The organism is Fictibacillus enclensis, assembly GCF_030123385.1.
Lineage (GTDB): Bacteria > Bacillota > Bacilli > Bacillales > Fictibacillaceae > Fictibacillus_C > Fictibacillus_C enclensis.
This window is the reverse complement of record NZ_CP126109.1, coordinates 2,932,965-2,956,296: the sequence shown is the minus strand read 5'-3', so window position 1 is coordinate 2,956,296 and position 23,332 is coordinate 2,932,965. Positions and strand designations below refer to the sequence as shown.

General features: G+C 43.8%; 26 protein-coding genes and 1 pseudogene. 23 read left to right on the top strand and 4 right to left on the bottom strand.

Annotated features, from left to right (window positions below; translation table 11 throughout):
• Positions 1 to 4 precede the first annotated feature (4 nt).
• The 15 genes and pseudogenes from QNH15_RS15580 to QNH15_RS15510 all read left to right on the top strand — a co-directional run bounded on the left by QNH15_RS15580 (position 5) and on the right by QNH15_RS15510 (position 13,686).
• A complete protein-coding gene (locus QNH15_RS15580) occupies positions 5 to 370 on the top strand; it encodes a diacylglycerol kinase family protein (protein WP_283889235.1) in 366 nt (121 codons plus the stop codon).
• 81 nt (positions 371 to 451) lie between these two features.
• Entirely contained in the window at positions 452 to 850 is a 399-nt protein-coding gene (locus tag QNH15_RS15575; RefSeq protein WP_061971161.1) for a cytidine deaminase, read from the top strand.
• Entirely contained in the window at positions 843 to 1,751 is a 909-nt protein-coding gene (gene era / locus QNH15_RS15570; RefSeq protein WP_283889234.1) for a GTPase Era, read from the top strand. Before QNH15_RS15575 ends, era begins: the two co-directional genes overlap by 8 nt.
• Before the next feature lie 94 nt (positions 1,752 to 1,845).
• Positions 1,846 to 1,989, top strand: coding sequence for a YqzL family protein (locus QNH15_RS15565; protein WP_074440501.1), 144 nt, complete (start codon positions 1,846 to 1,848; stop codon positions 1,987 to 1,989).
• A 35-nt stretch (positions 1,990 to 2,024) separates the two neighbouring features.
• A complete protein-coding gene (recO, locus tag QNH15_RS15560) occupies positions 2,025 to 2,768 on the top strand; it encodes a DNA repair protein RecO (RefSeq protein ID WP_283889233.1) in 744 nt (247 codons plus the stop codon).
• A gap of 82 nt (positions 2,769 to 2,850) precedes the next feature.
• Complete coding sequence (gene ccpN, locus QNH15_RS15555) at positions 2,851 to 3,501, top strand: transcriptional regulator CcpN (RefSeq protein WP_283889232.1); 651 nt, start codon at positions 2,851 to 2,853, stop codon at positions 3,499 to 3,501.
• 22 nt (positions 3,502 to 3,523) lie between these two features.
• Complete coding sequence (locus QNH15_RS15550) at positions 3,524 to 4,348, top strand: pyruvate, water dikinase regulatory protein (RefSeq protein WP_074440500.1); 825 nt, start codon at positions 3,524 to 3,526, stop codon at positions 4,346 to 4,348.
• Between the two features lie 274 nt (positions 4,349 to 4,622).
• The gene (locus QNH15_RS15545; RefSeq protein WP_283889231.1) at positions 4,623 to 5,093 is read left to right on the top strand and encodes a YaiI/YqxD family protein; all 471 of its coding nucleotides are present in this window, start codon (positions 4,623 to 4,625) and stop codon (positions 5,091 to 5,093) included.
• 70 nt (positions 5,094 to 5,163) lie between these two features.
• Positions 5,164 to 6,423: pseudogene (gene dnaG, locus QNH15_RS15540) on the top strand (DNA primase); the annotation flags it as partial.
• A gap of 588 nt (positions 6,424 to 7,011) precedes the next feature.
• The gene (gene rpoD, locus QNH15_RS15535; RefSeq protein WP_061971150.1) at positions 7,012 to 8,136 is read left to right on the top strand and encodes an RNA polymerase sigma factor RpoD; all 1,125 of its coding nucleotides are present in this window, start codon (positions 7,012 to 7,014) and stop codon (positions 8,134 to 8,136) included.
• Positions 8,137 to 8,392: 256 nt separating this feature from the next.
• A complete protein-coding gene (locus tag QNH15_RS15530) occupies positions 8,393 to 9,532 on the top strand; it encodes an acyl-CoA dehydrogenase family protein (protein ID WP_283889229.1) in 1,140 nt (379 codons plus the stop codon).
• A gap of 21 nt (positions 9,533 to 9,553) precedes the next feature.
• Positions 9,554 to 11,179 (top strand): AMP-binding protein, encoded by a 1,626-nt coding sequence (locus tag QNH15_RS15525; protein WP_283889228.1) that lies wholly within the window; start codon positions 9,554 to 9,556, stop codon positions 11,177 to 11,179.
• Between the two features lie 222 nt (positions 11,180 to 11,401).
• Positions 11,402 to 11,746, top strand: coding sequence for a cytochrome c550 (gene cccA, locus QNH15_RS15520; protein WP_283889227.1), 345 nt, complete (start codon positions 11,402 to 11,404; stop codon positions 11,744 to 11,746).
• A 114-nt stretch (positions 11,747 to 11,860) separates the two neighbouring features.
• Positions 11,861 to 12,568 carry a tRNA (adenine(22)-N(1))-methyltransferase gene (locus QNH15_RS15515; RefSeq protein ID WP_283889226.1) on the top strand — a complete coding sequence of 236 codons (708 nt, stop codon included), beginning with the start codon at positions 11,861 to 11,863 and terminating at the stop codon, positions 12,566 to 12,568.
• Positions 12,565 to 13,686 carry a Nif3-like dinuclear metal center hexameric protein gene (locus tag QNH15_RS15510; RefSeq protein WP_283889225.1) on the top strand — a complete coding sequence of 374 codons (1,122 nt, stop codon included), beginning with the start codon at positions 12,565 to 12,567 and terminating at the stop codon, positions 13,684 to 13,686. The genes QNH15_RS15515 and QNH15_RS15510 overlap by 4 nt, the downstream gene beginning before the upstream one ends.
• 38 nt (positions 13,687 to 13,724) lie before the next feature.
• On the opposite strand, the gene QNH15_RS15505 is transcribed toward QNH15_RS15510, so the two are convergent.
• Positions 13,725 to 14,666 carry a 4-hydroxy-3-methylbut-2-enyl diphosphate reductase gene (locus tag QNH15_RS15505; protein ID WP_061971138.1) on the bottom strand — a complete coding sequence of 314 codons (942 nt, stop codon included), beginning with the start codon at positions 14,664 to 14,666 and terminating at the stop codon, positions 13,725 to 13,727.
• Positions 14,667 to 14,789: 123 nt separating this feature from the next.
• Positions 14,790 to 15,476 carry a VrrA/YqfQ family protein gene (vrrA, locus tag QNH15_RS15500; RefSeq protein WP_283889224.1) on the bottom strand — a complete coding sequence of 229 codons (687 nt, stop codon included), beginning with the start codon at positions 15,474 to 15,476 and terminating at the stop codon, positions 14,790 to 14,792.
• Positions 15,477 to 15,654: 178 nt separating this feature from the next.
• Here vrrA and QNH15_RS15495 point away from each other — a divergent pair, with 178 nt between their 5' ends.
• Positions 15,655 to 16,941, top strand: a complete 1,287-nt coding sequence (locus QNH15_RS15495) for a DEAD/DEAH box helicase (protein WP_129474994.1) — start codon at positions 15,655 to 15,657, stop codon at positions 16,939 to 16,941.
• A gap of 28 nt (positions 16,942 to 16,969) precedes the next feature.
• The gene (locus QNH15_RS15490) at positions 16,970 to 17,863 is read left to right on the top strand and encodes a deoxyribonuclease IV (protein ID WP_061971130.1); all 894 of its coding nucleotides are present in this window, start codon (positions 16,970 to 16,972) and stop codon (positions 17,861 to 17,863) included.
• Positions 17,864 to 17,922: 59 nt separating this feature from the next.
• On the opposite strand, the gene QNH15_RS15485 is transcribed toward QNH15_RS15490, so the two are convergent.
• Together QNH15_RS15485 and QNH15_RS15480 are read right to left on the bottom strand one after the other, a co-directional pair.
• Positions 17,923 to 18,183, bottom strand: coding sequence for a DUF2624 family protein (locus QNH15_RS15485; protein WP_283889223.1), 261 nt, complete (start codon positions 18,181 to 18,183; stop codon positions 17,923 to 17,925).
• 89 nt (positions 18,184 to 18,272) lie between these two features.
• A complete protein-coding gene (locus QNH15_RS15480) occupies positions 18,273 to 19,556 on the bottom strand; it encodes an NCS2 family permease (protein ID WP_283889222.1) in 1,284 nt (427 codons plus the stop codon).
• 151 nt (positions 19,557 to 19,707) lie between these two features.
• On the opposite strand from QNH15_RS15480, the gene QNH15_RS15475 reads away from it, so the two are divergent.
• The 6 genes from QNH15_RS15475 to QNH15_RS15450 all read left to right on the top strand — a co-directional run bounded on the left by QNH15_RS15475 (position 19,708) and on the right by QNH15_RS15450 (position 23,299).
• Positions 19,708 to 20,388: an HAD family hydrolase gene (locus tag QNH15_RS15475; RefSeq protein WP_283889221.1), complete on the top strand. Its 681-nt coding sequence runs from the start codon at positions 19,708 to 19,710 to the stop codon at positions 20,386 to 20,388.
• Positions 20,389 to 20,451: 63 nt separating this feature from the next.
• On the top strand, positions 20,452 to 21,219 hold the full coding sequence (locus QNH15_RS15470) for a metal ABC transporter ATP-binding protein (protein ID WP_283889220.1): 768 nt from the start codon (positions 20,452 to 20,454) through the stop codon (positions 21,217 to 21,219).
• Between the two features lie 15 nt (positions 21,220 to 21,234).
• On the top strand, positions 21,235 to 22,086 hold the full coding sequence (locus QNH15_RS15465; protein WP_283889219.1) for a metal ABC transporter permease: 852 nt from the start codon (positions 21,235 to 21,237) through the stop codon (positions 22,084 to 22,086).
• A gap of 15 nt (positions 22,087 to 22,101) precedes the next feature.
• Positions 22,102 to 22,515, top strand: coding sequence for a Fur family transcriptional regulator (locus QNH15_RS15460; protein ID WP_283889218.1), 414 nt, complete (start codon positions 22,102 to 22,104; stop codon positions 22,513 to 22,515).
• A 60-nt stretch (positions 22,516 to 22,575) separates the two neighbouring features.
• Positions 22,576 to 22,788 (top strand): DUF1540 domain-containing protein, encoded by a 213-nt coding sequence (locus QNH15_RS15455; RefSeq protein ID WP_090234373.1) that lies wholly within the window; start codon positions 22,576 to 22,578, stop codon positions 22,786 to 22,788.
• 127 nt (positions 22,789 to 22,915) lie between these two features.
• Entirely contained in the window at positions 22,916 to 23,299 is a 384-nt protein-coding gene (locus tag QNH15_RS15450) for a hypothetical protein (protein ID WP_283889217.1), read from the top strand.
• Positions 23,300 to 23,332 lie beyond the last annotated feature (33 nt).

Genomic DNA, 23,332 nt, shown 5'->3' with positions numbered 1-23,332 from the left:
GGCGATGGCTGCCCGCCGGTTTTTTCGAAGTTTCAAATTTGCATGGTCCGGTATAAAGACCGCTTTAGCAGGGGAGCAAAATATTAAAATCCACCTTTTGATCAGCCTGGTTGTTTTGGGTGCTGCGTATGTGCTGGATTTTTCTGAAGTGCGATTTGCGATTCTTTTCATTGTCATTGGAGTTGTCATTTCGTTGGAAATCGTCAATACTGCTCTTGAACGGGTGGTAGATCTTGTTACGGAGGAATTCCATCCTTTGGCCAAGCAGGCCAAGGACATGGCAGCGGGTGCCGTTTTGGTTTTTTCACTGATTGCTGTTATAATCGGATTACTGCTATTTGTAAAACCTGTCTTGCATTATCTTTTTTAAACGCCATAAACGTAAACAAAATAGATGAAGCATTGTATCAATCAGTAGGATAAAGGATGAATGTTGAAAGGTGGAACGAATATGGAAAAAGACAAACTGGTCAGGGAAGCGGTTACAGCCAGAGACCGTGCGTATGTTCCCTATTCCAAATTCCAGGTGGGGGCAGCCCTTCTGACCAAAGACGGAAAGGTCTATCATGGCTGCAATATCGAAAATGCGGCCTACAGTGTGACGAACTGCGCGGAGCGTACCGCGCTTTTTAAGGCGGTCTCAGAGGGCGATAAAGAATTTTCTGCACTTGCTGTTGTGGCAGACACAAAACGTCCGGTTCCGCCTTGCGGAGCCTGCAGACAGGTCATTTCGGAATTATGCCCATCTGACATGAAAGTGTATTTAACCAATTTACAAGGAGACATTTTGGAAACGACTGTGGAAGAATTGCTTCCTGGAGCGTTTTCACCGGGGGATTTAAATGAATAAAACAGGTTATAAATCAGGCTTTGTATCCATCATTGGACGGCCAAATGTAGGAAAATCAACGTTATTGAACCATATCATCGGCCAAAAAATTGCCATTATGAGTGATAAGCCGCAAACAACAAGAAACAAAATCCAAGGAGTTTATACAACTGACCAAGCACAGGTTATTTTTATCGATACTCCGGGTATTCATAAACCAAAACACCGGTTGGGTGACTTTATGACAAAGATTGCCCAGCAGACATTAAGAGAAGTGGATTTGATCCTTTTTGTCATTAATGCGGAGGAAGGCTATGGACGGGGCGATCAATTTATCATTGATAAACTTCAGGGAATCAACCAGCCGATTTTTCTGGTAATCAACAAAATCGACACCATTCATCCAGATGAACTTCTGCCGCTTATTGAATTTTACCGCAATAAAGTCGAGGTACAGGAAGTCATTCCCATTTCCGCGCTTCAGGGGAATAATGTAAACACCTTGATGAATCAGATTACGGAATACCTTGAGGAAGGACCGCAGTACTATCCCGAGGATCAGGTCACTGATCATCCGGAACGCTTTATTGTCGGAGAACTGATTCGGGAAAAAGTGCTTCATCTGACTCGTGAGGAAATTCCTCACTCGATTGCTGTCGTGATTGAACAGATGCAGCGCCGCGAAGATCGTGATGTCGTCTTTATCAATGCTACCATCATTGTTGAACGAAAGTCGCAAAAAGGAATTATTATTGGAAAACAAGGTTCCATGCTCAAGGAAGTGGGCAAGCGGGCACGCACTGATATTGAAAACCTGCTGGGAACCAAAGTTTTTCTTGAGCTGTTTGTAAAAGTTCAGGCGGATTGGAGAAATAAAACGAGCAATCTGAAAGAATTTGGATTTAACGAAGACGAGTATTAAGCTTCCATATTTTCCTTCACATTTAATTTTTGTTATAAGGCAACCCTAAGGACAAGAGAGTTTAAAAAAACAACGTGAAAGGTGGAACATTCCCATGAAAGAATTTACCTGGAAGGTATTTTGCGAAACGGGCAGTATCGATACCTATTTGTTGTTTAAAGAACTTGAAGTGGACATGTCAGCGAGAACGGTTCAAGAGGAGGACCCTCAAGCACCTATTGACTCTCCCATCCAATAAGGAGCCTTCATTAAAAGAACCTGGTGGTGGTAAACTTGCTGCAAAAGGTTGAAGGAATTGTCATCAGAAAAGTGGACTACGGTGAAACAAATGTCATCCTGACTCTTTTTACACGGGAAAAAGGTAAAATCGGTGTTATGGCAAGAGGGGCGAAGAAACCTAAAAGTCGCCTCTCTTCTGTTGCGCAGCTTTTTACATACGGTCATTTTGTTTATCAACAGGGCAGAGGCCTGGGTACCCTTAATCAGGGAGAAATTATTGACTCATTTCGGGGAATAAAAGAAGATTTGTTTAAAACCGCCTATTGTGCGTATATGATTGAATTTTTGGATAAAGTGACTGAGGAGCAGAACCCTCAGCCTTATTTATTTGAGCACCTGTGGCAATCCCTGCACCAACTGGACGAAGGAGCAGATCCTGAAGTTATTACCTTTATTTTTGAGATGAAAATGCTGCGGCTGGCCGGAATCGGCCCTCAGGTGGATCACTGCGCCAATTGCGGCCGAACGGAAGGAGAATTTTCCTTTTCAATTCGGGAGGGTGGTTTACTTTGTGAGAGATGCAGCCACTTGGATCCGAACCGGATACCCTTGTCACAGCCGGCAGCTAGGCTTCTCCGGCTTTTTTATCATTTCGACCTGAACCGTCTGGGGAACATATCATTAAAAAAACAAACAAAAGATCAGATCCGTTTTGTCCTGACTACATATATCGATGAAAATTCAGGCATGGTTTTTAAATCAAAAAAGTTTCTCAATCAATTGAATAAATTTGAATAACCCTGTGTTATGGTTTCGTTTGCTCCCTTGATTAGTATATAATGTTTAATTAAGAGTATAACACATTTAAAAGTTTGCTAAGGTGGTGCGAACAATCGAACTAAATAAGAGGCAAGAAACGATAGTGCAGATCGTAAAAGATCATGGGCCGATAACCGGGGAACACATAGCTGACCGTCTGAGCCTGACGAGGGCCACGCTGCGGCCGGACCTTGCCATACTGACAATGGCTGGCTATTTGGATGCCAGGCCGCGAGTAGGCTATTTTTATACGGGAAAAACCGGATCGCAGCTATTGACCGAGAAAATCAAAAAAATAGAGGTACACGAATTTTCATCCATCCCGGTCGTAGTTTCAGAATCATCCACGGTTTATGAAGCGATATGTACCATGTTTCTCGAAGACGTAGGAACATTGTTTATCGTAAATAAACAGTCTCATCTTGTTGGTGTGGTCTCAAGGAAAGATCTGCTGAGGGCAAGTATGGGCAAACAGGAACTGAACGCCATTCCTATCAATATTATTATGACCAGAATGCCAAATATCACGTTTTGTTTCAAGGAAGACCATTTGCTCGATGTGGCACAAATCATGATTGACAAGCAAATTGACGGACTTCCGGTCGTAAAGCAATCCGCAGCCGGCGAAGGCTATGAAGTCGTGGGCAGGATTACAAAAACGAACGTCACCAAGGCCTTTGTTGAATTGGCCAGGGACGAAATGATCCTTTGATCTTAACTATCAGGAGGTAAGGATGACTGACAAAATAGATCGACCAATGATTTATATTGTATCTGATTCTGTGGGGGAAACGGCAGAGCTTGTGGTTAAAGCCGCGGCCAGCCAGTTTAATACCGCAGCCATTGAATTGAAACGAGTACCCTATGTGGAGGACCAGGGCACCATTAAGGAAGTCGTTGCCTTGGCCAAAGAGCACAACGCGCTGATTGCGTTCACACTCGTTATACCCGAGATGAAAGAATTCTTGCTTCAACAGGCGTTAGCGTCAGGTGTTGTTGCCGTGGACATTATCGGTCCAATGATGAGCCAGATGCAGCAGCTGCTTCAGCAGGTTCCACGATATGAGCCTGGCATTGTACATCAACTGGATGATGATTATTTCAGAAAAGTGGAAGCGATCGAATTTGCCGTCAAATATGATGATGGAAGAGATCCGCGCGGAATTTTGAAGGCAGATATTGTTCTGGTCGGGGTTTCAAGAACCTCGAAAACTCCGTTGTCCCAGTATCTGGCACATAAGCGGCTGAAAGTGGCCAATGTTCCGTTGGTGCCCGAAGTTGAACCGCCAGAGGAGCTTTTTAAGGTTTCTGCCAAAAAGTGTTTCGGTTTAAGTATTACACCTGAAAAACTGAATAATATCCGTCGGGAACGCCTGATGGCTCTCGGGTTAAATTCAGAAGCGAACTATGCGAATATGGATCGCATTCGCCAGGAGCTTGATTATTTCAATAAAACGATAGACCGCATTGGCTGCAGAGTCATTGATGTTTCAAATAAAGCCGTCGAAGAATCGGCAAATTTGATCTACAATATATACACAGGGAAAAATTACAGATAAACGTCTGTCTGGCGTACGAAATCAAATGGATTTTGTGCGCCTTTTCGTGGTGATTATTTTCTCTGGCATTATGATTAATTTTTAGTTATAATATAAAATTGTGATTAAAAGTTAGCAATGCAACCAAGAATAGGACTGGAATGTTCTTTCTATGGGCATGCTTGCGGAATTCTATGAAACAACATTCTTCTACAGCAGTAAAACAAAAAGAGGTTTTCTTCGACAAAATGTTTTTAACAGAAGGAAACCTATGAAGGATGTAGAATTGTAATTTATGCTAAATTCTAAAGTAAAAGTATGGGTTGATGGGGATGCATGTCCGGCTCCGATAAAAAAGGCAATTATCGAACATTGTCGTGAAATTGGAGTACCGGTATTTTTTGTTATCTCTTATGCCCACTACACGGATCCTGCGCCTGGTGTGGAATGGGTGCTTGTCGATTCCAACCGGGAAGAAGTAGATTTATATGTTATGAATCATTCAGTGAAGGGAGATATTGCCGTTACACAGGACTTTGGCTTGGCAAGCATTCTCGTTCCAAAAGGTGTGGTGACCTTTCATCCCCGTGGATTTATTTACCAGGAGGAAGAAATGGAAAAAATACTTTTTGAAAGATACATTTCCGGGAAACAGAGAAGAGCAGGGAAGCGAACAAAGGGACCATCGAAGTTCCGTGAAAGTGATCTGGAACGGTTCTCTGAACAATTTCAAAAATTATTGTCGAATATTGAAGGACTTCATTAATTTATAACGAATAATTATTACCTGTCTGAATTTTTCTGAGACAGGAAAGTAAATAAAGCGGTGTTTAAACATGGCAGAACGAATTCCGGACGAACTGATTGAAAAGGTTCGAACGTCTCAAGATATTGTTGAGCTTGTCAGTGAATACGTAAACTTAAAGAAACAAGGGCGCAACTATTTTGGGTTATGTCCTTTTCACGGTGAGAAATCTCCTTCTTTTTCCGTTGCACCGGACAAACAGATTTATCACTGTTTTGGCTGCGGGGTGGGCGGAAATGTTTTTTCTTTTCTAATGAATATTGAAGGGTTTTCCTTTCTGGAAGCCGTCAAGCATATTGCACAGCGAACCGGAATAGATTTACCTCAGTTGGAACGCCAGCAGGGGAACTCTAAGGCTTCCGATAACCGTGCGGTGATGACAGAGGCCCACGAGCTATTGGCAAAGCTATATCACCATTACCTGCTGAACACTGAGCAAGGGCTTAAGGCGCTGGAGTATCTAAAGAACCGGGGATTTACGGATGAAGTTATCTTACGCTTTCAGATCGGTTTTGCTCCTGACTCATGGGATGCGGCGACCAATTTTTTAAAGAGAAGAAAATTTTCGCTCGATCTCTGTGAAAAAGCGGGCTTGCTCGGTACACGTGATTTTGACGGGAAGTTTTTTGACCGTTTCCGAAACCGGATAATGTTTCCGATTTGGGATAGAAACGGCAGGGTCATTGCTTTTGGCGGAAGAATCCTCGGCAGCGGTGAACCCAAGTATTTAAACAGTCCTGAAACCATGCTGTTTAATAAAGGGAACAACCTGTATGCCATGCATCTTTCGCGGCCGCAAATGAGGAAGAAAGAGCAGGCGGTTCTGTTTGAAGGCTATGTCGATACGATTGCGGCATGGCGGGCTGGCGTGGAGAACGGGGTGGCCACACTCGGCACTTCCCTGACCGAGGAGCAGGCTAAATTGCTGAAACGGAATGTTCCTTCCGTTGTCATTTGCTATGATTCGGATAATGCAGGTGTGGAAGCTGCCTTCCGTGCCTCTGCCATTCTTCAAAAAGCTGGCGTTAATGTCAGAATTGCGCAGATGCCTGATGGACTTGATCCCGATGACTACATCCAAAAATTTGGCACTGAGAAGTTTAATAGGGATGTAATAGGGGCAAGTTTAACCGTAATGGCATTCAAGATTCGATACTTCAGAAGAGGGAAAAATCTTAACGATGAAGGAGAACGCATGCTCTACATCGAAGAGATTATTAAGGAAATCAGCAGGCTGTCCAATGCTGTCGAAAAAGACCATTATTTACGGCAGCTTTCCGATGAATTCAACCTTTCTCTGGAGGCACTTAAACAGCAGCAGTACCTTACTGCAAAGCAGCAGAAGCGAAAAAAGGATAATGTGGAACCAAACAGGAATAATAATCCTAGGTATAAAACATATTTTAACAAACCGCTTTTGCCTGCCTATCATAATGCTGAACGGATTCTTCTTGCACATATGCTGAAAAACACCGATGTGGCCATTAGGGTTCAGGAGTCAGTTGGAGCGTCATTTAACATTGAAGAACACAATGCAGTTGCAGCTTATTTATACGCCTTCTACGAAGAAGGAAATTTGCCCAATGTTGGTTTATTCCTGCAGCGCATTGAAGATGAAAGGTTAAACAAGATTGCATCCGAACTGGCCATGCTGACCGTCAATGAACATCTTTCCGACAGGGAAATGAGTGATTATATAAGGCAGATCACCAACTATCCGAAATGGTTGGAGATACAGAGTAAAGAGAAACAAAAAAAGGAAGCGGAACGCGGGCAGGATTTTGCCAGGGCGGCCCAAATAGCAATGGAAATACTTCATATGCAAAAAGAGTTAAAAGGTTCATAATTTTTTTGGTGAAGTGTGGAAGGAGGGGATCGAATGGCTGAAAAACCAAACCGTCAGGAGACGGAAGGCGAATTAACCATCGATCAAGTAAAAGAGCAACTAATTGAAGCAGGTAAAAAGAACGGGGTGCTGACGTATACCGTCATCACAAATAAACTGGCTCCTTTTGACCAGGATTCCGAACAAATGGATGAGTTCTACAACTTCCTTGAAGAACAAGGGGTAGAAGTTTCCGATGAAACCGATGGCGATGAGGAAGAGCCGAAATTTGAAGCCGGTAAAGAAGAAGAGGAATTTGACCTCAACGACTTGAGTGTTCCTCCAGGTGTTAAAATAAATGACCCCGTCAGGATGTACCTGAAAGAGATCGGCCGTGTGGACCTTCTTTCCGCTGAAGAAGAGATTTCCCTTGCCAAGCGAATTGAAGAAGGAGACGAGGAAGCAAAACGCCGTCTGGCGGAAGCCAACCTCAGGCTCGTTGTCAGTATTGCCAAACGGTACGTAGGCCGCGGAATGCTCTTTCTTGACCTGATTCAAGAAGGTAACATGGGATTGATCAAAGCCGTTGAAAAATTTGATTACCGTAAAGGATATAAGTTCAGTACTTATGCCACATGGTGGATCAGACAGGCGATTACCCGTGCGATAGCGGACCAGGCAAGAACCATCCGAATTCCTGTTCACATGGTTGAAACCATCAATAAACTGATCCGTGTCCAGCGGCAGCTTCTTCAGGATTTGGGCCGTGAACCAACTCCGGAAGAAATTGGAGCAGAAATGGAACTTACACCTGACAAGGTGCGTGAGATCTTGAAAATAGCTCAAGAACCTGTATCTCTGGAAACACCGATCGGGGAAGAGGATGATTCCCATCTTGGTGATTTTATTGAAGACCAGGATGCTCTTGCTCCTTCAGAGGCAGCCGCTTATGAGCTCTTAAAGGAACAGCTGGAAGACGTTCTTGATACCCTTACTGACAGGGAAGAGAACGTGCTTCGCTTACGATTCGGCCTAGATGACGGGCGTACAAGAACGCTCGAGGAAGTCGGCAAAGTGTTTGGTGTTACACGTGAACGGATCCGCCAAATCGAAGCAAAAGCTCTTCGTAAACTTCGTCACCCAAGCCGAAGCAAAAGACTCAAGGACTTCTTGGAATAGAATAGTGAATGATCAAGTCTGCCTTAGGGCAGGCTTTTTTGTTAATGGAATTTCCAAATTTACCATTTATTAATATGTATTTTACTGATTCTGAGAACGGAATGCAAATGCCTTTGAGAAATACAGACTTCCAATAAGAGGTAAAAAAAGAAAGAAATCAAAAATGTTAATGTTGTAAAAATTCTGCCTTTATATCTATAATAAACTTGAAAGCGATTACACACAATGGTGAAATTACACAAAAGGTGGGTCTGCCATGAATTACGCATTAACAGATGAACAGGCAATGATTCAAAAAATGATGAAGGAATTTGCGGACGAAGAGGTGGCTCCGGGTGCCGAACAACGCGATAAAGAAAAAAGGTTTCCTCTGGAAATTTTTAAAAAGCTCGCGAAGCTTGGAATCATGGGTCTTCCATTTCCGGAAGAATACGGAGGTGGAGGAGCCGACACCATATCGTTTGCTATCGCCGTAGAAGAGCTCAGCAGAGCCTGTGGTTCTGCAGGCATTACCTATTCTGCACATGTATCACTGGGTGGCGCTCCTCTTTATTTGTTTGGAACAGAAGAACAAAAACAAAAATACCTTGTGCCGATCTGTACAGGTGAATCGATGGGTGCTTTTGGACTAACCGAACCGAACGCTGGCTCAGATGCAGGGGGTACACAGACAACAGCGATCAATCAAGATGGTCAATGGACCATCAACGGAAGCAAGTGCTATATCACAAACGCGAGTTATGCAAAGCACCTGGCGCTCACGGCGGTTACTGGAAAGAGTAACGGCAAAAAAGAAATCAGCGCTATTATTGTTCCAACGGATGCAGAAGGTTTTAAGGTTATTGATAACTATGAAAAAATGGGACTTCATTCTTCCAATACAACTGAATTGATTCTCGACGGTGTCAACGTGCCGGAGGAAAATCTGCTTGGAAAACGTGGAGATGGCTTTAAGCAATTTTTGATTACCCTGGACGGGGGAAGGATCGGCATCGGAGCGATGGCTGTAGGCATTGCCCAGGCAGCCTACGATAAAGCTCTTGCATATTCCAAGGAAAGGAAGCAATTCGGTTCCTCTCTTTCCAAGTTTCAGGCAATTCAGTTCAAACTTGCGGATATGGCCATGAAGATTGAACTGGCACGAAACATGGTCTATAAGGCAGGATGGCTGAAGGACCAGGGTAAGAGGTTTTCAAAAGAAGCGGCTATGGCGAAACTATATGCATCAGAGATATGCATGCAAATCTGCTCCGAGTCCGTACAGATCCATGGCGGCTATGGCTATATGAGAGATTATCACGTAGAACGATATTTCAGGGATGCCAAACTGACAGAAATCGGTGAAGGCACATCGGAGATCCAACGTATGGTTATCGCAAGAGAAATTGGCTGTTAAATCCAGTAGAAGGGGTGAACTATGGCTGTGAATGGTTCTTTGACAATTGGCAAATACCTTGAAGGGCAGGCACATGCTCTGGCGTCACATGAAGCCGTTGTTTACAGCACGCTCGGAATTCGTTATTCATATCAGGAGTTTTATGAGTTAACCGAAAAAGTGGCAAAAGGCTTAATGGCCCTCGGGGTCAGGAAAGGGGACCATATTGCAGTCTGGGCGACCAATGTTCCGGAGTGGATTTTGCTTCAATTTGGGTCTGCACGAGCTGGTGCTGTCCTTGTAACGGTAAATACAAGTTATCAGCAAAACGAGCTCGAGTATCTGCTCAAACAGTCGGATGCCAAAGCCCTTTTTTTAATCGAAGGATTTAAAGATACATCCTATGTACAAATGGCACAAACCATTCAGGCGAAAAAAGAAGAATTCCCATTTCTTGAAAAGCTGATATTTATGGGCAATGAAGCACATGACAACATGTTGACCTGGGAAGAAATGCTGGGCGCTGGCGAAGCCGTTTGGGATGATGATCTTGCCCAAAGAGAGGAAAGCCTGCACCCGGATGATGTCATCAACATGCAATATACGTCAGGGACGACAGGTTTTCCCAAAGGCGTCATGTTGACGCATAACAATATAATGGGCAATGCTCACCGGCTGGCTGCATCAATGAAACTCACTAGTGAGGACCGACTTTGCATCCCAGTTCCATTTTTTCATTGCTTTGGATGTGTCATAGGAACGCTCACAGCTGTTTCGGCAGGCGCCACCATGGTGCCTGTCGTCCAGTTCAACCCGAAAGAAGTGCTGGATACCGTTGAAAAAGAAAAATGTACGGCTCTTCATGGTGTTCCAACCATGTTTATTGCCGAGCTAAACCATGAGAACTTTGAACGCTATGACCTTAGCTCGTTACGAACGGGTGTGATGGCGGGATCTACCTGTCCAATTGAAGTGATGAAAAGTGTTATCAACAAAATGGGGATGTCAGAAATCACCATTGCCTATGGTCAGACGGAAACCTCTCCTGTGTTTACACAGACGGTTCCTGATGATCCCATTGAAAAACGGGTGGAGACCGTAGGAAAGCCGCATTCCGGGGTTGAAGTGAAGGTGATCGACCCTGTTACAGGAGATCTTTTGAAAGCGGGAATGCAGGGAGAGCTTTGTACGAGAGGGTATCATGTGATGAAAGGTTACTATAAGATGCCTGAAGCGACAGCTAATGCTATTGACTCTGAAGGCTGGCTGCATACGGGCGACCTGGCTGTTATGGACAATGATGGCTATGTGGCAATCACCGGACGTTTAAAGGATATGATCATACGCGGTGGAGAAAATATTTATCCGCGTGAGGTGGAAGAATTCTTATACTCCCATCCATCGATTCTTGATATTCAGGTGATTGGGATTCCCGATGAGAAATATGGTGAAAAAGTAGCGGCCTGTGTGCAGCTGAAGGAAGGGGAACAGCTGACCAAGGAAGAATTGGTGGATTATTGCCAAGGGAAAATATCCAAGTTTAAGATCCCGGAGCATATTTTCATTATGAAAGAATATCCCATGACCGCTTCAGGTAAAATTCAAAAGTATAAACTCCGTGAAGAGGCACAACGACTGATGAACGTAAAAGAAGGCCTGGTAAGGTAAAATCGTCCGCTCAGCGGACGGTTTTTTCTCATCAAGTCCAAGAGGCGGGCCCAAAAGTAAAGTGTTGTACCGATACTTGTGTAAGATTGATAAAACTAGCAAAAGTTTAACTTTTTCTTTCCTTCAACTCTATTTTCAAGTAAAATAGGATATGGATTGTTAGCACTTACATAAGCAGGCAGAATGTACACCAATTGTATAACAGACGAAGGAGGAAAAATCATGAAACGAAATCCGCTTATTCCTTTTATATTCACTGCAGTGATTGGTATTATTCTCGTTATTGGCATGTCGTTTTGGGGAATACATAATCAGGAACAAGCGAAAAAAGAAAAAGAACAGGCAGCACTGGATCCGGCAGCGATTTTTAAACAAAACTGTGCTTCCTGCCATGGACAAAACCTTGAAGGCGCGGTTGGACCGAATCTTCAAAAGGTTGGAGGCAAGTATTCAAAAGAGCAGATTACCAACATTCTTAAAAATGGTAAATCAGGCGGAATGCCGGCGGGTGTTGTAAAAGGTGAAGAGCAACAAATTATCGCTGAATGGCTTTCAAAGAAAAAGTAATAGAAAAGCTGACTCCGGACGACACAGGTGATGTGTTGTGAAGAGCCAGCTTTTTGTTTTTTTAGCACGAGTTGTTCATAATAAGAACTATGAAAATAAAAGCAGGTGGAATTAATGAAACGAGATAACCTTTCCCTCAGGCTGAGAACGGTGGCAGCCCATATACACAGGGAGGCAGTGATGGCGGATATCGGTTCTGACCATGCCTATCTTCCGTGTTATTTAATCCTTGAACATCAGGTGGTCTATGCGATTGCTGGTGAACTTAATGAAGGCCCCTATCAATCCGCTCTCCACGAAGTTCAGGCGGCCAACCTTCAAAACAAAATATCAGTGCGCAAGGGAGACGGTTTGGACATCCTCTCACCAAACGAGGCAGATGTGATCACCATTTGCGGAATGGGCGGCCAATTAATATCGAGTATTCTGGAAAAGGGAAAAACGAAAATTGAAGGTGTAAAAAGGCTCGTGCTGCAGCCCAATGTTGGCGCAGATACTGTAAGAAAATGGCTTATGAAAGAAAACTGGATCCTTGTGCATGAAGAAATTATTAAAGAGGACGGTAAAATATACGAAGTACTTGTGGCCGATTGGGACAAAAAAGAACAGCCTTATAGCGAAAAAGAAGAGCTGGAATTGCTTCTTGGTCCATTTCTCATGAAAGAGAAAAACGAGGCATTTGTTGAAAAGTGGAAAGGCGAGCTTCATCAGTGGGAAAAGATTCTGCAGCAGATGGAACGAAGTGAATCTCCTGATCTGGCCGAAAGAAAAGCAAGTCTGCAAAAGCGCATTGATTTGGTGAAGGAGGAGTTAAGTCTATGAGTAATTATGCAAACGGACAAACGATCATTTCAGATTTGCATGTCCTCGCACCCAAACAACTGGCAGAAGAAGGGGATCCGATTGGATTGCAGGTGGGAAACCTTAACCAACCGGTCAAAAAGGTAATGATTGCACTGGATGTATTGGAGGAAGTGGTGGATGAAGCTATTGAATCAGAAGTACAGCTCATCATTGCCCACCATCCAATGATTTACCGTCCCTTAAAGAAAGTCGATCTATCCACTTCGCAGGGAAGGATGATTGAGAAGCTGATTAAGCATGATATTGCTGTTTACGCGGCACATACGAACCTTGATATTGCTAAGGGTGGAGTGAATGACTGGCTGGCCAATGCGATGGAGCTTCAAAACACAGAAGTGCTTAAAACAACGGTTAAGAAGCGGCTGTACAAACTGGCTGTTTATGTTCCAGAGCAGCACAGCACAAAAGTGAGAGATGCGATGGCTGCTGCAGGAGCGGGACATATCGGAAATTACAGCCATTGTACCTTTAACACATCCGGCGAAGGCACGTTTAAGCCGCTAGAAGGAACTGATCCTTTCATTGGAACAAAAGGCCAGCTAGAGGCGGTCAGCGAGCTTAAAATCGAAACGGTTGTTCAGGAAGAACGAATGAATCAGGTGGTGGCAGCTATGGTTCAGGCTCATCCTTATGAAGAAGTGGCTTACGATGTGTACGAACTGAAAAACGAAGGACAAGCTCTCGGGATTGGCAAAATCGGAATGCTGAAAAAACCAATGGAGTTTGAAGCGTTTATTGCCCATGTAAAAAAAACGCTGGATGTTCGTTCGCTGCGCGCGGTGAAAGGGAACAATAAAAAGGTACAAAAGGTTGCAGTTGTTGGAGGGGATGGAAATAAATTTATTTATTCCGCGATTATGAAAGGTGCAGATGTTCTTGTAACGGGTGATATGTATTATCACAATGCACATGATGCTCAAGCGGCGGGCCTTTCGATTGTGGATCCAGGACATAATGTAGAGAAAATCATGAAGAAAGGGCTTCGGGAGTATCTCACGGCAAGTTTGGAAAAAAAGGGATACTCAACCGAAGTCGTATCTTCCGAAGTTCATACCGATCCTTTTCTCTTTTTCTAAAAAAAAGCCTGGTTCAAATATCTTGAACCAGACTTTTTTTATTTTGCTTTTACTTTTGGCAATATTTTGGCCAAACTTACTTTTCGTTCTTTTTCCCATGTTGAAGGATCCATTTCATCATATTGTTCGAGGAAAGAGATGACTTCCTTTGTAATCGGGGTTGGGGTGGAGGCTCCTGAAGTAACACCGAGTGTCTTCACACCTTTTAGCCAATCCAGTTCAATTTCAGTCACATCTGCAATCCGGTATGCCTGTGTTCCTGCAATTTCCTGCGAAACCTGTGCCAGACGGTTGGAATTGTTGCTTTTTGGGTCTCCAACCACTAGAACGAGGTCACATTCCTTAGCCTGTTCGGCAACTGCCTCCTGACGGACTTGAGTCGCCAGGCAAATTTCTTTGTGAACCTCGGCTTCAGGATATTTTACAAGAAGCTGTTTGATAATCTCGGCTACATCCCACTGACTCATGGTTGTTTGGTTAGTGATCAGGATCTTTTTGTTATCAATTTGCAAGTTTTGAATATCCTGCACATTCTCGATAAGGTGAACTGCCCGGGGCGCAATACCGATGGCTCCTTCGGGTTCAGGGTGACCCTTCTTTCCAATGTAGATCACTTCATACCCATCTTGTTCCTTTTCACGGATCAAATCGTGGGTTTTGGTTACATCAGGGCAGGTGGCGTCTATTTCCATCAGCCCTTTTTCATGGGCGAGGCGCCGCACTTCAGGTGATACACCATGGGCGGTGTAAATCACAGTGCCGGATTCAATGTTTCGGATAATATCGAGACGGCTTTTGCCGTCCAATGTAATAATTCCCTCTTCTTCAAAAGCGTCAGTTACATGTTTATTATGAACAATCATACCCAGAATATAGATAGGACGGGGCAATGATGGGTCTTTAGCCGCCTGTCTTGCTAATACCATGGCATCGACTACGCCATAGCAATAACCTCGAGGAGATATTCTTACTACCTTCATGTACATCTCTCCCTTATACAACGTAAAAGTAGGATATGCAGAATCCGTCACGAAGACGGTCTGAACACCTTATACCATTATAAAGGAGAGTGTATCAGAAAACAATGAAGGGACCCTGCACCGCTAGATAAACAGCTTTGGTGCAGGCTGCAGCTTTTTGACCGGCCCTTTTTTTAGAGCTTTTGGTGGTGCCTGGATGTTCTTTACCTTTGGGGCAGCTGGGGAAGCGGCAGGACCGATCATAATTTTTGCATCTTCTGGTGTTCCTTCGGGGATGTCATACGGAAAGCTTGAGCTCTCTCCATTTACAGGCAAATCATAAGGAAAACTGCTTTCATCCAGCCATTCACTGTTTACTTCGATTTTAACAGGTGGTTTGGACTGGGGCTTTTGCTGAACCTTTGGTGTCTTTTTGGTTTTTGCAGCAGGCTTTTCTTTCTTTTTGGTTGGTGCTTCTGCCTCTACTTGGACTGTGTTTTCTTTTTGGACTTTGGCTTCTTCTCTTGCTTCCTTTTTTTCTTTAAAGGCTTTATTGGTATTATCTCTGAATTCCTTCAGCGATTTCATCATGTCTGGCAGATTTTTAACCATTGGTCCGTACTGTTTAACCATCGGGCCCATAGTTTCAGCCACTTGCAACATTTTCTGGACGTTTTCCACCATCGTCAGCATGTTCAATGGTGATCTTGCCGCACCGCCCAGGCCTGGCAGGGACCGCATGCCGCCTGGAGGAGCGAATCGTTGTCCGGGCGGCACGTTGGCATGAGGCGTACGTCCTCCCTGAGGACCTCTAGGGGGAAATGGATACATGGTTTTGACCCTCCCTTCAAAAAAATACCCTTCCCTTAAAGATATGAAATGGAAGGCCAGGAGGTGTGCGGATGTCATGCTATTAGGCGGATTTCCTATTCTACATAGCTAAATTCAAAGACTTCCTCTATAATACTAAAAGTAGACCCTACAAATGTAAAAAGTCAGGTGATAAAAAATGAAAACAGCGTTTGACCGTTTAAATATAAAACCTTTTTTATTAAACGCAATGACCGAGCAAGGTTTTAAAAAACCAACCGATATTCAGGAACGGGTTGTTCCCGGGATATTGAAGGGCCACGACATTATTGGCCAGTCACAAACCGGATCAGGAAAAACTCTTGCTTTTTTGCTTCCGGTTCTGAGCAAGATCGATCCAGCGAGAAATGAAATTCAAGCTGTGATTACCGCACCAACAAGAGAACTGGCACAACAGATTTTTGATGAGTACGAAAAACTGACTCCTTATTTTCCGGAAGACCAGTATGTGCGAGCCAAGACCGTGGTCGGTGGTACCGACCGAAAACGAATGGCAGACCGTTTGAAGAATGCACCCCATCTTATCATAGGAACACCGGGCCGCATTAAGGATCTGGTTAACAACGAAGGAATCAGTATTTTTTCGGCAACCACACTTATTGTGGATGAAGCGGACCAAATGCTTGATATGGGATTCATTGAGGACGTTGACCAGGTCGCTTCACGCATGGCAAATGAAATTCAAATGCTGGTGTTTTCAGCGACCATACCTGAAAAACTGCAGCCTTTCCTGAGAAAGTACATGAATAATCCCCGGCATGTTCATATCAGTCCGGAACAGGCAACGGCCAAAGAAATCAAGCACGTGTTAATCCCGTTAAAACACAGGGATAAAAAGAAAACACTGATTGAGGTGGCAAAGGCCTATAATCCGTATCTTTGCTTAATTTTCGTTAATACGAAAAAAACAGCGGATGAGGTCGCGGATGCAATGCTTGCAGAGGGAATGAATGTTGAACGCATTCATGGGGATGTGCCTCCGCGTGAGCGAAAAAACATCATGAAACGCGTACAAAAAGCCGAGTTCCAATATGTAGTTGCGACCGACCTGGCTGCGCGTGGTATCGATATTAAAGGCATCAGCCACATCATTAATTTTGAACTGCCGTCTGATTTGGATTATTATATTCACCGTACAGGCAGGACGGGACGTGCGGGCATGTCTGGTATTGCCGCAACCATTTATGAACCATCCGATCAGCTTGCGATCCAAAAGCTGCAAAGCCGCAAGATTCATTTTGTCCAGGAAGAAATCAAGAACGGTGAATGGATAGAAGTTCCTGTACGGATGAAAAAAGCTTCCGTTGAAAAAGGAAAGCAGGGAGCAAGCCTTCCAAAGCCCAAAAAAGTAAAGCCGGGCTATAAGAAAAAGATGGCTGAAGAAAAGAGAAGAATGGAAAAAAGGCAAAACCGCAATAAAAAGTAACAAACCGGTTAGAGAAGGAGAACAAGCGATGCTAAAACTAGGATCACATGTATCTATGAGCGGAAAAAAAATGCTGCTTGGCGCAAGTGAGGAAGCAGCTTCCTACGGAGCAAACACCTTTATGGTATATACCGGCGCTCCCCAAAACACGCGCAGAAAAAAGATTGAAGACCTTAACATTGAGGCCGGGATCAAGCATATGCAAGAAAACGGCATGACGGAACTCGTGGTGCATGCACCATATATTATAAATATCGGAAACTCATTGAAGCCTGAAACGTTCCAATTGGGAGTAGACTTTCTGCGTTCGGAAATTGAACGGACTGCAGCAATCGGCGGAAAACAGATTGTCCTTCACCCGGGTGCACATGTGGGTGCCGGAACAGAAGAGGGAATCAAAAAGATCATTGAAGGATTAAATGAAGTACTTACACCGGATCAAACCGTGCAAATTGCACTTGAAACCATGGCCGGAAAAGGCTCAGAGTGCGGGCGTACCTTTGAGGAGCTTGCAGCCATTATTGAAGGGGTACATCAAAATGACAAGCTTTCCATCTGTTTTGATACGTGCCATACGCATGATTCCGGCTACGATATTATCAATGACTTCGATGGCGTTATCAATTCATTTGATAAAATTATCGGGCTTGACCGTCTGAAAGTCCTTCATATTAATGACAGCAAGAACGAATGTGGAGCGAGCAAAGACCGTCACGAAAATATTGGGTTTGGGAAGATTGGATTTGATGCATTGAATTACATCGTCCATCACCCGCAGCTAGACGATATTCCAAAAATTTTAGAAACTCCTTATGTGGGAACAGATAAAAACAACAAAAAGCCTCCTTACCAATTGGAGATCGAGATGTTGAAGAATAAAGAATTTGTTCCTACTCTGCAGGAGCAGCTGCTGACGGTATAACTAAAAAGAGACGGAAGGTGAACTGCACCAGGGTGTGCTGTTCATGTCCGTCTCTTTTTTTATCTGTTTAAATAATTGTTGATTAAGTATTGGATGGTTGCTGCCTTTTCGCGGTTGACTTCATGAGCTATGGCTTGAATGATTTCTTCCCGTTGTGCAGCATTCATTACGTTTATGTTATATCTTCTTAAAATGTTTACTACTTGAGTGGCTTCCTGCATAGATACGGGAAACTGGTGCTGTGCGGCCAGACCGACGAGCTCTTGTGCAGTAAGCTGATTTAACTTGTTGTTGATCATATGAACCATAATCGGATTCATGATATCCCCTCCTGTCACCCTATCCTATGAAGGAGCGGAAAAAAAGTGAACAGAAAAAAGCCGTTTAAAACGGCTTTTTGAGTGATCATTTATATGAAAGAATGAAAGACAAAGTTAATTAAAAATAATAAAGCGATAATGTACATGGGGGCAGGAATCTGCTTTTGTTGCCCAACAGCCAATTTTAATATAGGGTAGGCGATGAAGCCAAATGCCAGCCCGTCCACAATACTGTAAGTGAGCGGAATAAGCGCGATGATCAAAAATGCAGGAAATCCTTCTGTAAAATCGGAGAGAGGAATCTGCTGTATGTTTTGAACCATCAATCCCCCAATAATAATCAGAACAGGCGCAATCGCCCCATCCGGAATCAGACTTAAAAACGGCGTAACGGCAATGGAAGCAAGAAAAAGAATTCCAGTTACCACACTTGTCAGCCCGGTCCGACCGCCTTCTGAGATGCCAGCTGCACTTTCTACGGTAGAAATGGTAGGACTTGTCCCGAAAACTCCCGAGATAAGAGACGTGACAGCATTGGCCTGAAATGCTTTTGGAAACTTTTTTTGGTCCGGAAGAAGGCCGTGCAAAAGTCCCATGTTTTCAAACGTTACAATCATGGTTAAGGAAAATGTAGCGATCCAGAAAGGAAGGCTCCACATTCCCTTAAAATCGGCTCCGAAAAAAAGCTGCATAAATGGAGCAAGTTCCAATTTGGTATGTGAATCTTCGGCCGCATGTGCCCATCCTGTAACATAGCTAATCAGACAGGTCACCGCAATTCCAATAAGAAAGCTTCCTTTTATGTTTCTTGAAAAAAGAAACAGAGTAATAATAAGCCCGATGATGGTCAGCAAGGTTGTGGGATGGCTTAAATGGCCAAGTTTCACAAATGTGGTTGTGCTCGCTTCAATAATACCGCCTTTTTGAAGGCCGATAAACGCCAGGAACAAACCAATTCCTACGGTTATGCTATGCTTTAAGGAAGCTGGGATGCTTTCTGACAGGACATCTTTAAGCTTTGTTGATGCGATGATAAGAAATAAAATGCCTGAGAGAATAACAGCAGCGAGCGCTTCTCTCCAGGACAGCCCCATACCCTGTATAATCGTATAGGTAAAAAAAGCGTTGACGCCCATTCCCGGAGTCAATATGATAGGGGCATTGGCGTAAAACCCCATAAAGAAACATCCGGCAACTGATGTCAGAATGGTAGCCAGCAGTACACCGTAATAGGGCATTCCGGCGTCCGCCAATATAAGCGGGTTGACGATAATGATATAGGCGATCGTAAAAAACGATGTAACCCCCGCCAATATTTCCCGTTTCACTGTACTGTGGTGCTTTTCTACTTCAAAAAATCTTGATAACTTCAAGTGTTTCCCTTCTTTATTTACTTATCCCTCGCCCACCCGGCATCCTGCTATCGCAGGCTGCCAATTAAAAATTATAACGCACCGCTAATCTTTTGACTACTTTTTCTTTTGAACAATGGGATTGGTTTTGAGCGAAAAAAGGATGATACATATGAACTATAAAGCAGTTTGTTTTGATATGGATGGAGTATTGGTAAATACAATGGACGATCATGCTTTGGCTTGGCACCACGCGTTCCGCGAACAGGGACATTGGATTGCAGCGGACGACTTTTACGAGCTGGAAGGTATGCCGGGCATGCAGACTATTCTTCATTTGAACCGTATTCACGGTCTGCAGCTTCCTTTTGAACAGCAAAAAGCGATCTACCGCAACAAGCGGGCTCATTTTGTGAAGCATTCCAAGTATGGGTTTTATCAACAGACCATAGAGGCTCTTAAAGGTTTATCCCAATTCGGAATTCCAATCGGTTTGGCCACGGGCAGCAGGAAGGAATTTGTGAACGAGGTACTGGAAAGGCTTGAGGAGATGGGTATAACATTTGATGCGGTGATTACAGGTGATGATGTGGAAAAGGGAAAGCCTTCACCTGAACCTTACGAAAAGGTCTTTGCGCAATTTTCATACCGTCCAAATGAATGGATCGTGGTTGAAAATGCACCGCTTGGCATCCAGTCAGCTGCGGCCTCAGGAGCATTTGTTATGGCTCTTTTAACTACACTGACTGAAGAGAAGCTGATTTTGGCGAATGACATTTTGAAAAATCATCAAGAACTTAAAGAGTACTTATTGAGTAAAGTTGGTGTGCAGGCGAGGGATTTTACAAAATAGAGGGATTCTTGTATACTTTACAGGATATTAAATCGTAATCGTTACTATTGCTTGGAGGCGCTTATGTCAAAACACGATAATACGGCTGCCGTGAAAATCGAGAATTTATCTTTTCATTACGGAGACAGGTATGTTCTTGATCGCATAAATTTTGAAATACCGAATGGTGCTTTTATCGGGCTTGTCGGTCCAAATGGCTCCGGAAAATCCACACTGATTAAATGCATTCTGGGTTTGCTGAAGCCTCAATCCGGAAGGGTATCCTTTTTTGGTATTCCTCTCGGTCGATTTAAAAATTGGGAAGAAGTTGGGTATGTTTCCCAAAAAGCGAACAGTTTTAACACGGCTTTTCCAGCAACCGTATATGAAGTGGTGTCAATGGGGTTGTTCGGTAAGGTCGGGCTTTTTCGTTTTTTAACGAAAAAACACAAACAAAAAATAATGGAGGCCATTGAAACGGTGGGTATGACCGAATTCACTCACCGGAATATCGGTGAACTTTCTGGCGGCCAACAGCAGAGAGTATTTATCGCAAGAGCCCTGGTCAGTGATCCAAGGCTGCTCATTCTTGATGAACCGACAGTAGGAGTGGATGCCGCATCTGTATCCAACTTCTATCAGATGCTTAAGAGCCTCAACGAAGAAAAAGGACTGACATTATTGCTCGTTACCCACGACGTTGGTGTTATGTCCGACTATGTAACCCATGTTGCCTGTTTAAATAAACAGCTGCATTTTCATGGGGATACAAAAGAATTCAAAGAAATCTCAAAAGAGGGTTTCTCTCAGATGTATGGGCATCATGTCCATGTACTGGAACATCATCATTAACCGGAGGAAGTTTGGATGTCATTTCCGTTTTTTCATTATGAGTTTTTACAAAATGCGTTTTTAACCGGCATCATGATCGGCCTTTTGGCCCCGGTTCTTGGCGTGTTTATCGTTGTCAGAAGACAGTCCCTGATTGCCGACGCACTCTCGCACATTACGCTGGCCGGCATCGCAGCCAATTTGATGCTGGGCCGGAGCCCTGGGTTTTTCCAGGGGTTGAACCCGCTATATATGGGGATGGTTTTTTCAGTAGGTGGAGCAATTGGAATCGAGCAGCTCCGGAAGGTTTATAAGCATTATGAAGAGCTGGCGATTCCTATCATCATGTCTGCAGGTATTGGACTCAGCGTCATTTTTATTTCATTGGCGAACGGCTTTAATACGGACTTATTTAATTATCTTTTTGGAAGTGTGCTGGCTGTGAAAAAATCGGATGTTTGGACGGTTTTTTTCATCCTTTTGCTCGTGTTTGCTTTTGTCCTGTTTTTGTACAAGGAACTTTTTGTGCTTTCTTTTGACGAAGAACAGGCAGCTGTTTCAGGAATTAAAGGAAAGTGGATTCAATTTTTGTTTATTATCATGGTAGCCTTGGTCATCGCATCCTCCATGAAGATTGTTGGAATACTTCTGGTTTCCGCACTGATGACGCTGCCGGTTGCGGCAAGTCTGCGCATTGCTAATGGATTTAAGCAGACCTTTGTTCTTTCTGTTATTTTTGGTGAGACAGCCGTGATCCTTGGCTTGATATCTTCGTACTACTTGAATCTGGCTCCCGGCGGAACCATTGTTATGATCTCTGTGTTGATATTACTGCTTTCTCTTGCCTGGAAAAAATGGAGAGCCAGAAAACCGATATTGAGTGAATAGTGGAGGTGGAAAAATTTGGACGTTTTAACCGCGATGGATTTATTAAAAAAGAAGGGCTTTAAATACACCGACAAACGCAGGGATTTGCTGCAATTGTTTTCGGATGAAAAACGATATCTAAGTGCAAAAGAGGTTCAGGATGCCTTAAAGGAAAATTATCCAGGACTTAGCTTTGATACCATTTACAGGAATCTCTCCACTTTTTCCGAGCTCGATATTCTTGAGGAGACTGAGCTCGAAGGAGAAAAGAAGTTCCGCTTTACGTGTCCGACCAAGGAGCATCATCATCATCTCATCTGTCTGAAATGCGGAAAGACAAAAGAGATCAATGCGTGTCCCATGGAAAATGTAGCAACGGATTTGTCCGACTTTCAGGTAACGGGCCATAAGTTCGAAATTTACGGTGTCTGCCAAGTGTGTGTGAATTGAATTGGCAGGTATGATGATTCTCCAAATGGCGCATCCTAGCTGTAAAAGGAGGAGAGTCATTTGCCAACAGTAAAATGTAATGTAGCAAATTGTACCTATTGGGGAGAAGGCAATAATTGTGTTGCCGATGCCATCCTTGTAGAAATCGATAAGCATGCCAATAAAGACTACAAAATGGAAGCAAGCGGAGAGCTGATCGGAGATGCCAAGCATAAAGACAGCGCGGATAAATCTGCTGAAACATGCTGCCATACGTTTAAACCAAAGCAGTAATAAAATGAGGAGCGCACGCGCGCTCTCTTTATTTTGGACCTTGTAAATTTCATAATTATTAACAACTATATTTCAACGGGATCAAGACATACTAAAAACGCTCCAATTCAGAAAGAGAGGGATTAGTATGGCAGAAAATAAGGAATTTGAATCGGAACCCGTTAACCGTGATCCGGATTACAGAGAGGAAATGGCTGCAGATGTTGTGCCCATCACAAGTGGTACAGCACTGCCGGAATACGAGCGTCCGCGAGACGACTCAGAGATTCATGAAAGGCGAAAAGGACAGGAAGCCAGGGAGGATGCAGGACAAACCGGAAGGGTCATTGGCATGTTTTCGGTTATTCTCTCTGTCCTGTCATTGTTTATTCTTCCCGTGCTTTTTGGCGCCGCCGGTATTATCGGAGGATTTGTTGCTGTAAGGCGCGGAGCTGCCACTTCCGGTTACTGGGCGATCGGAATTGGAATTGCTTCTATCGTAATCAGTTTGCTGTTTGCACCTTTCTTTTAGAAACAATCTGTGGAGCACATAAAAAACCCCTGC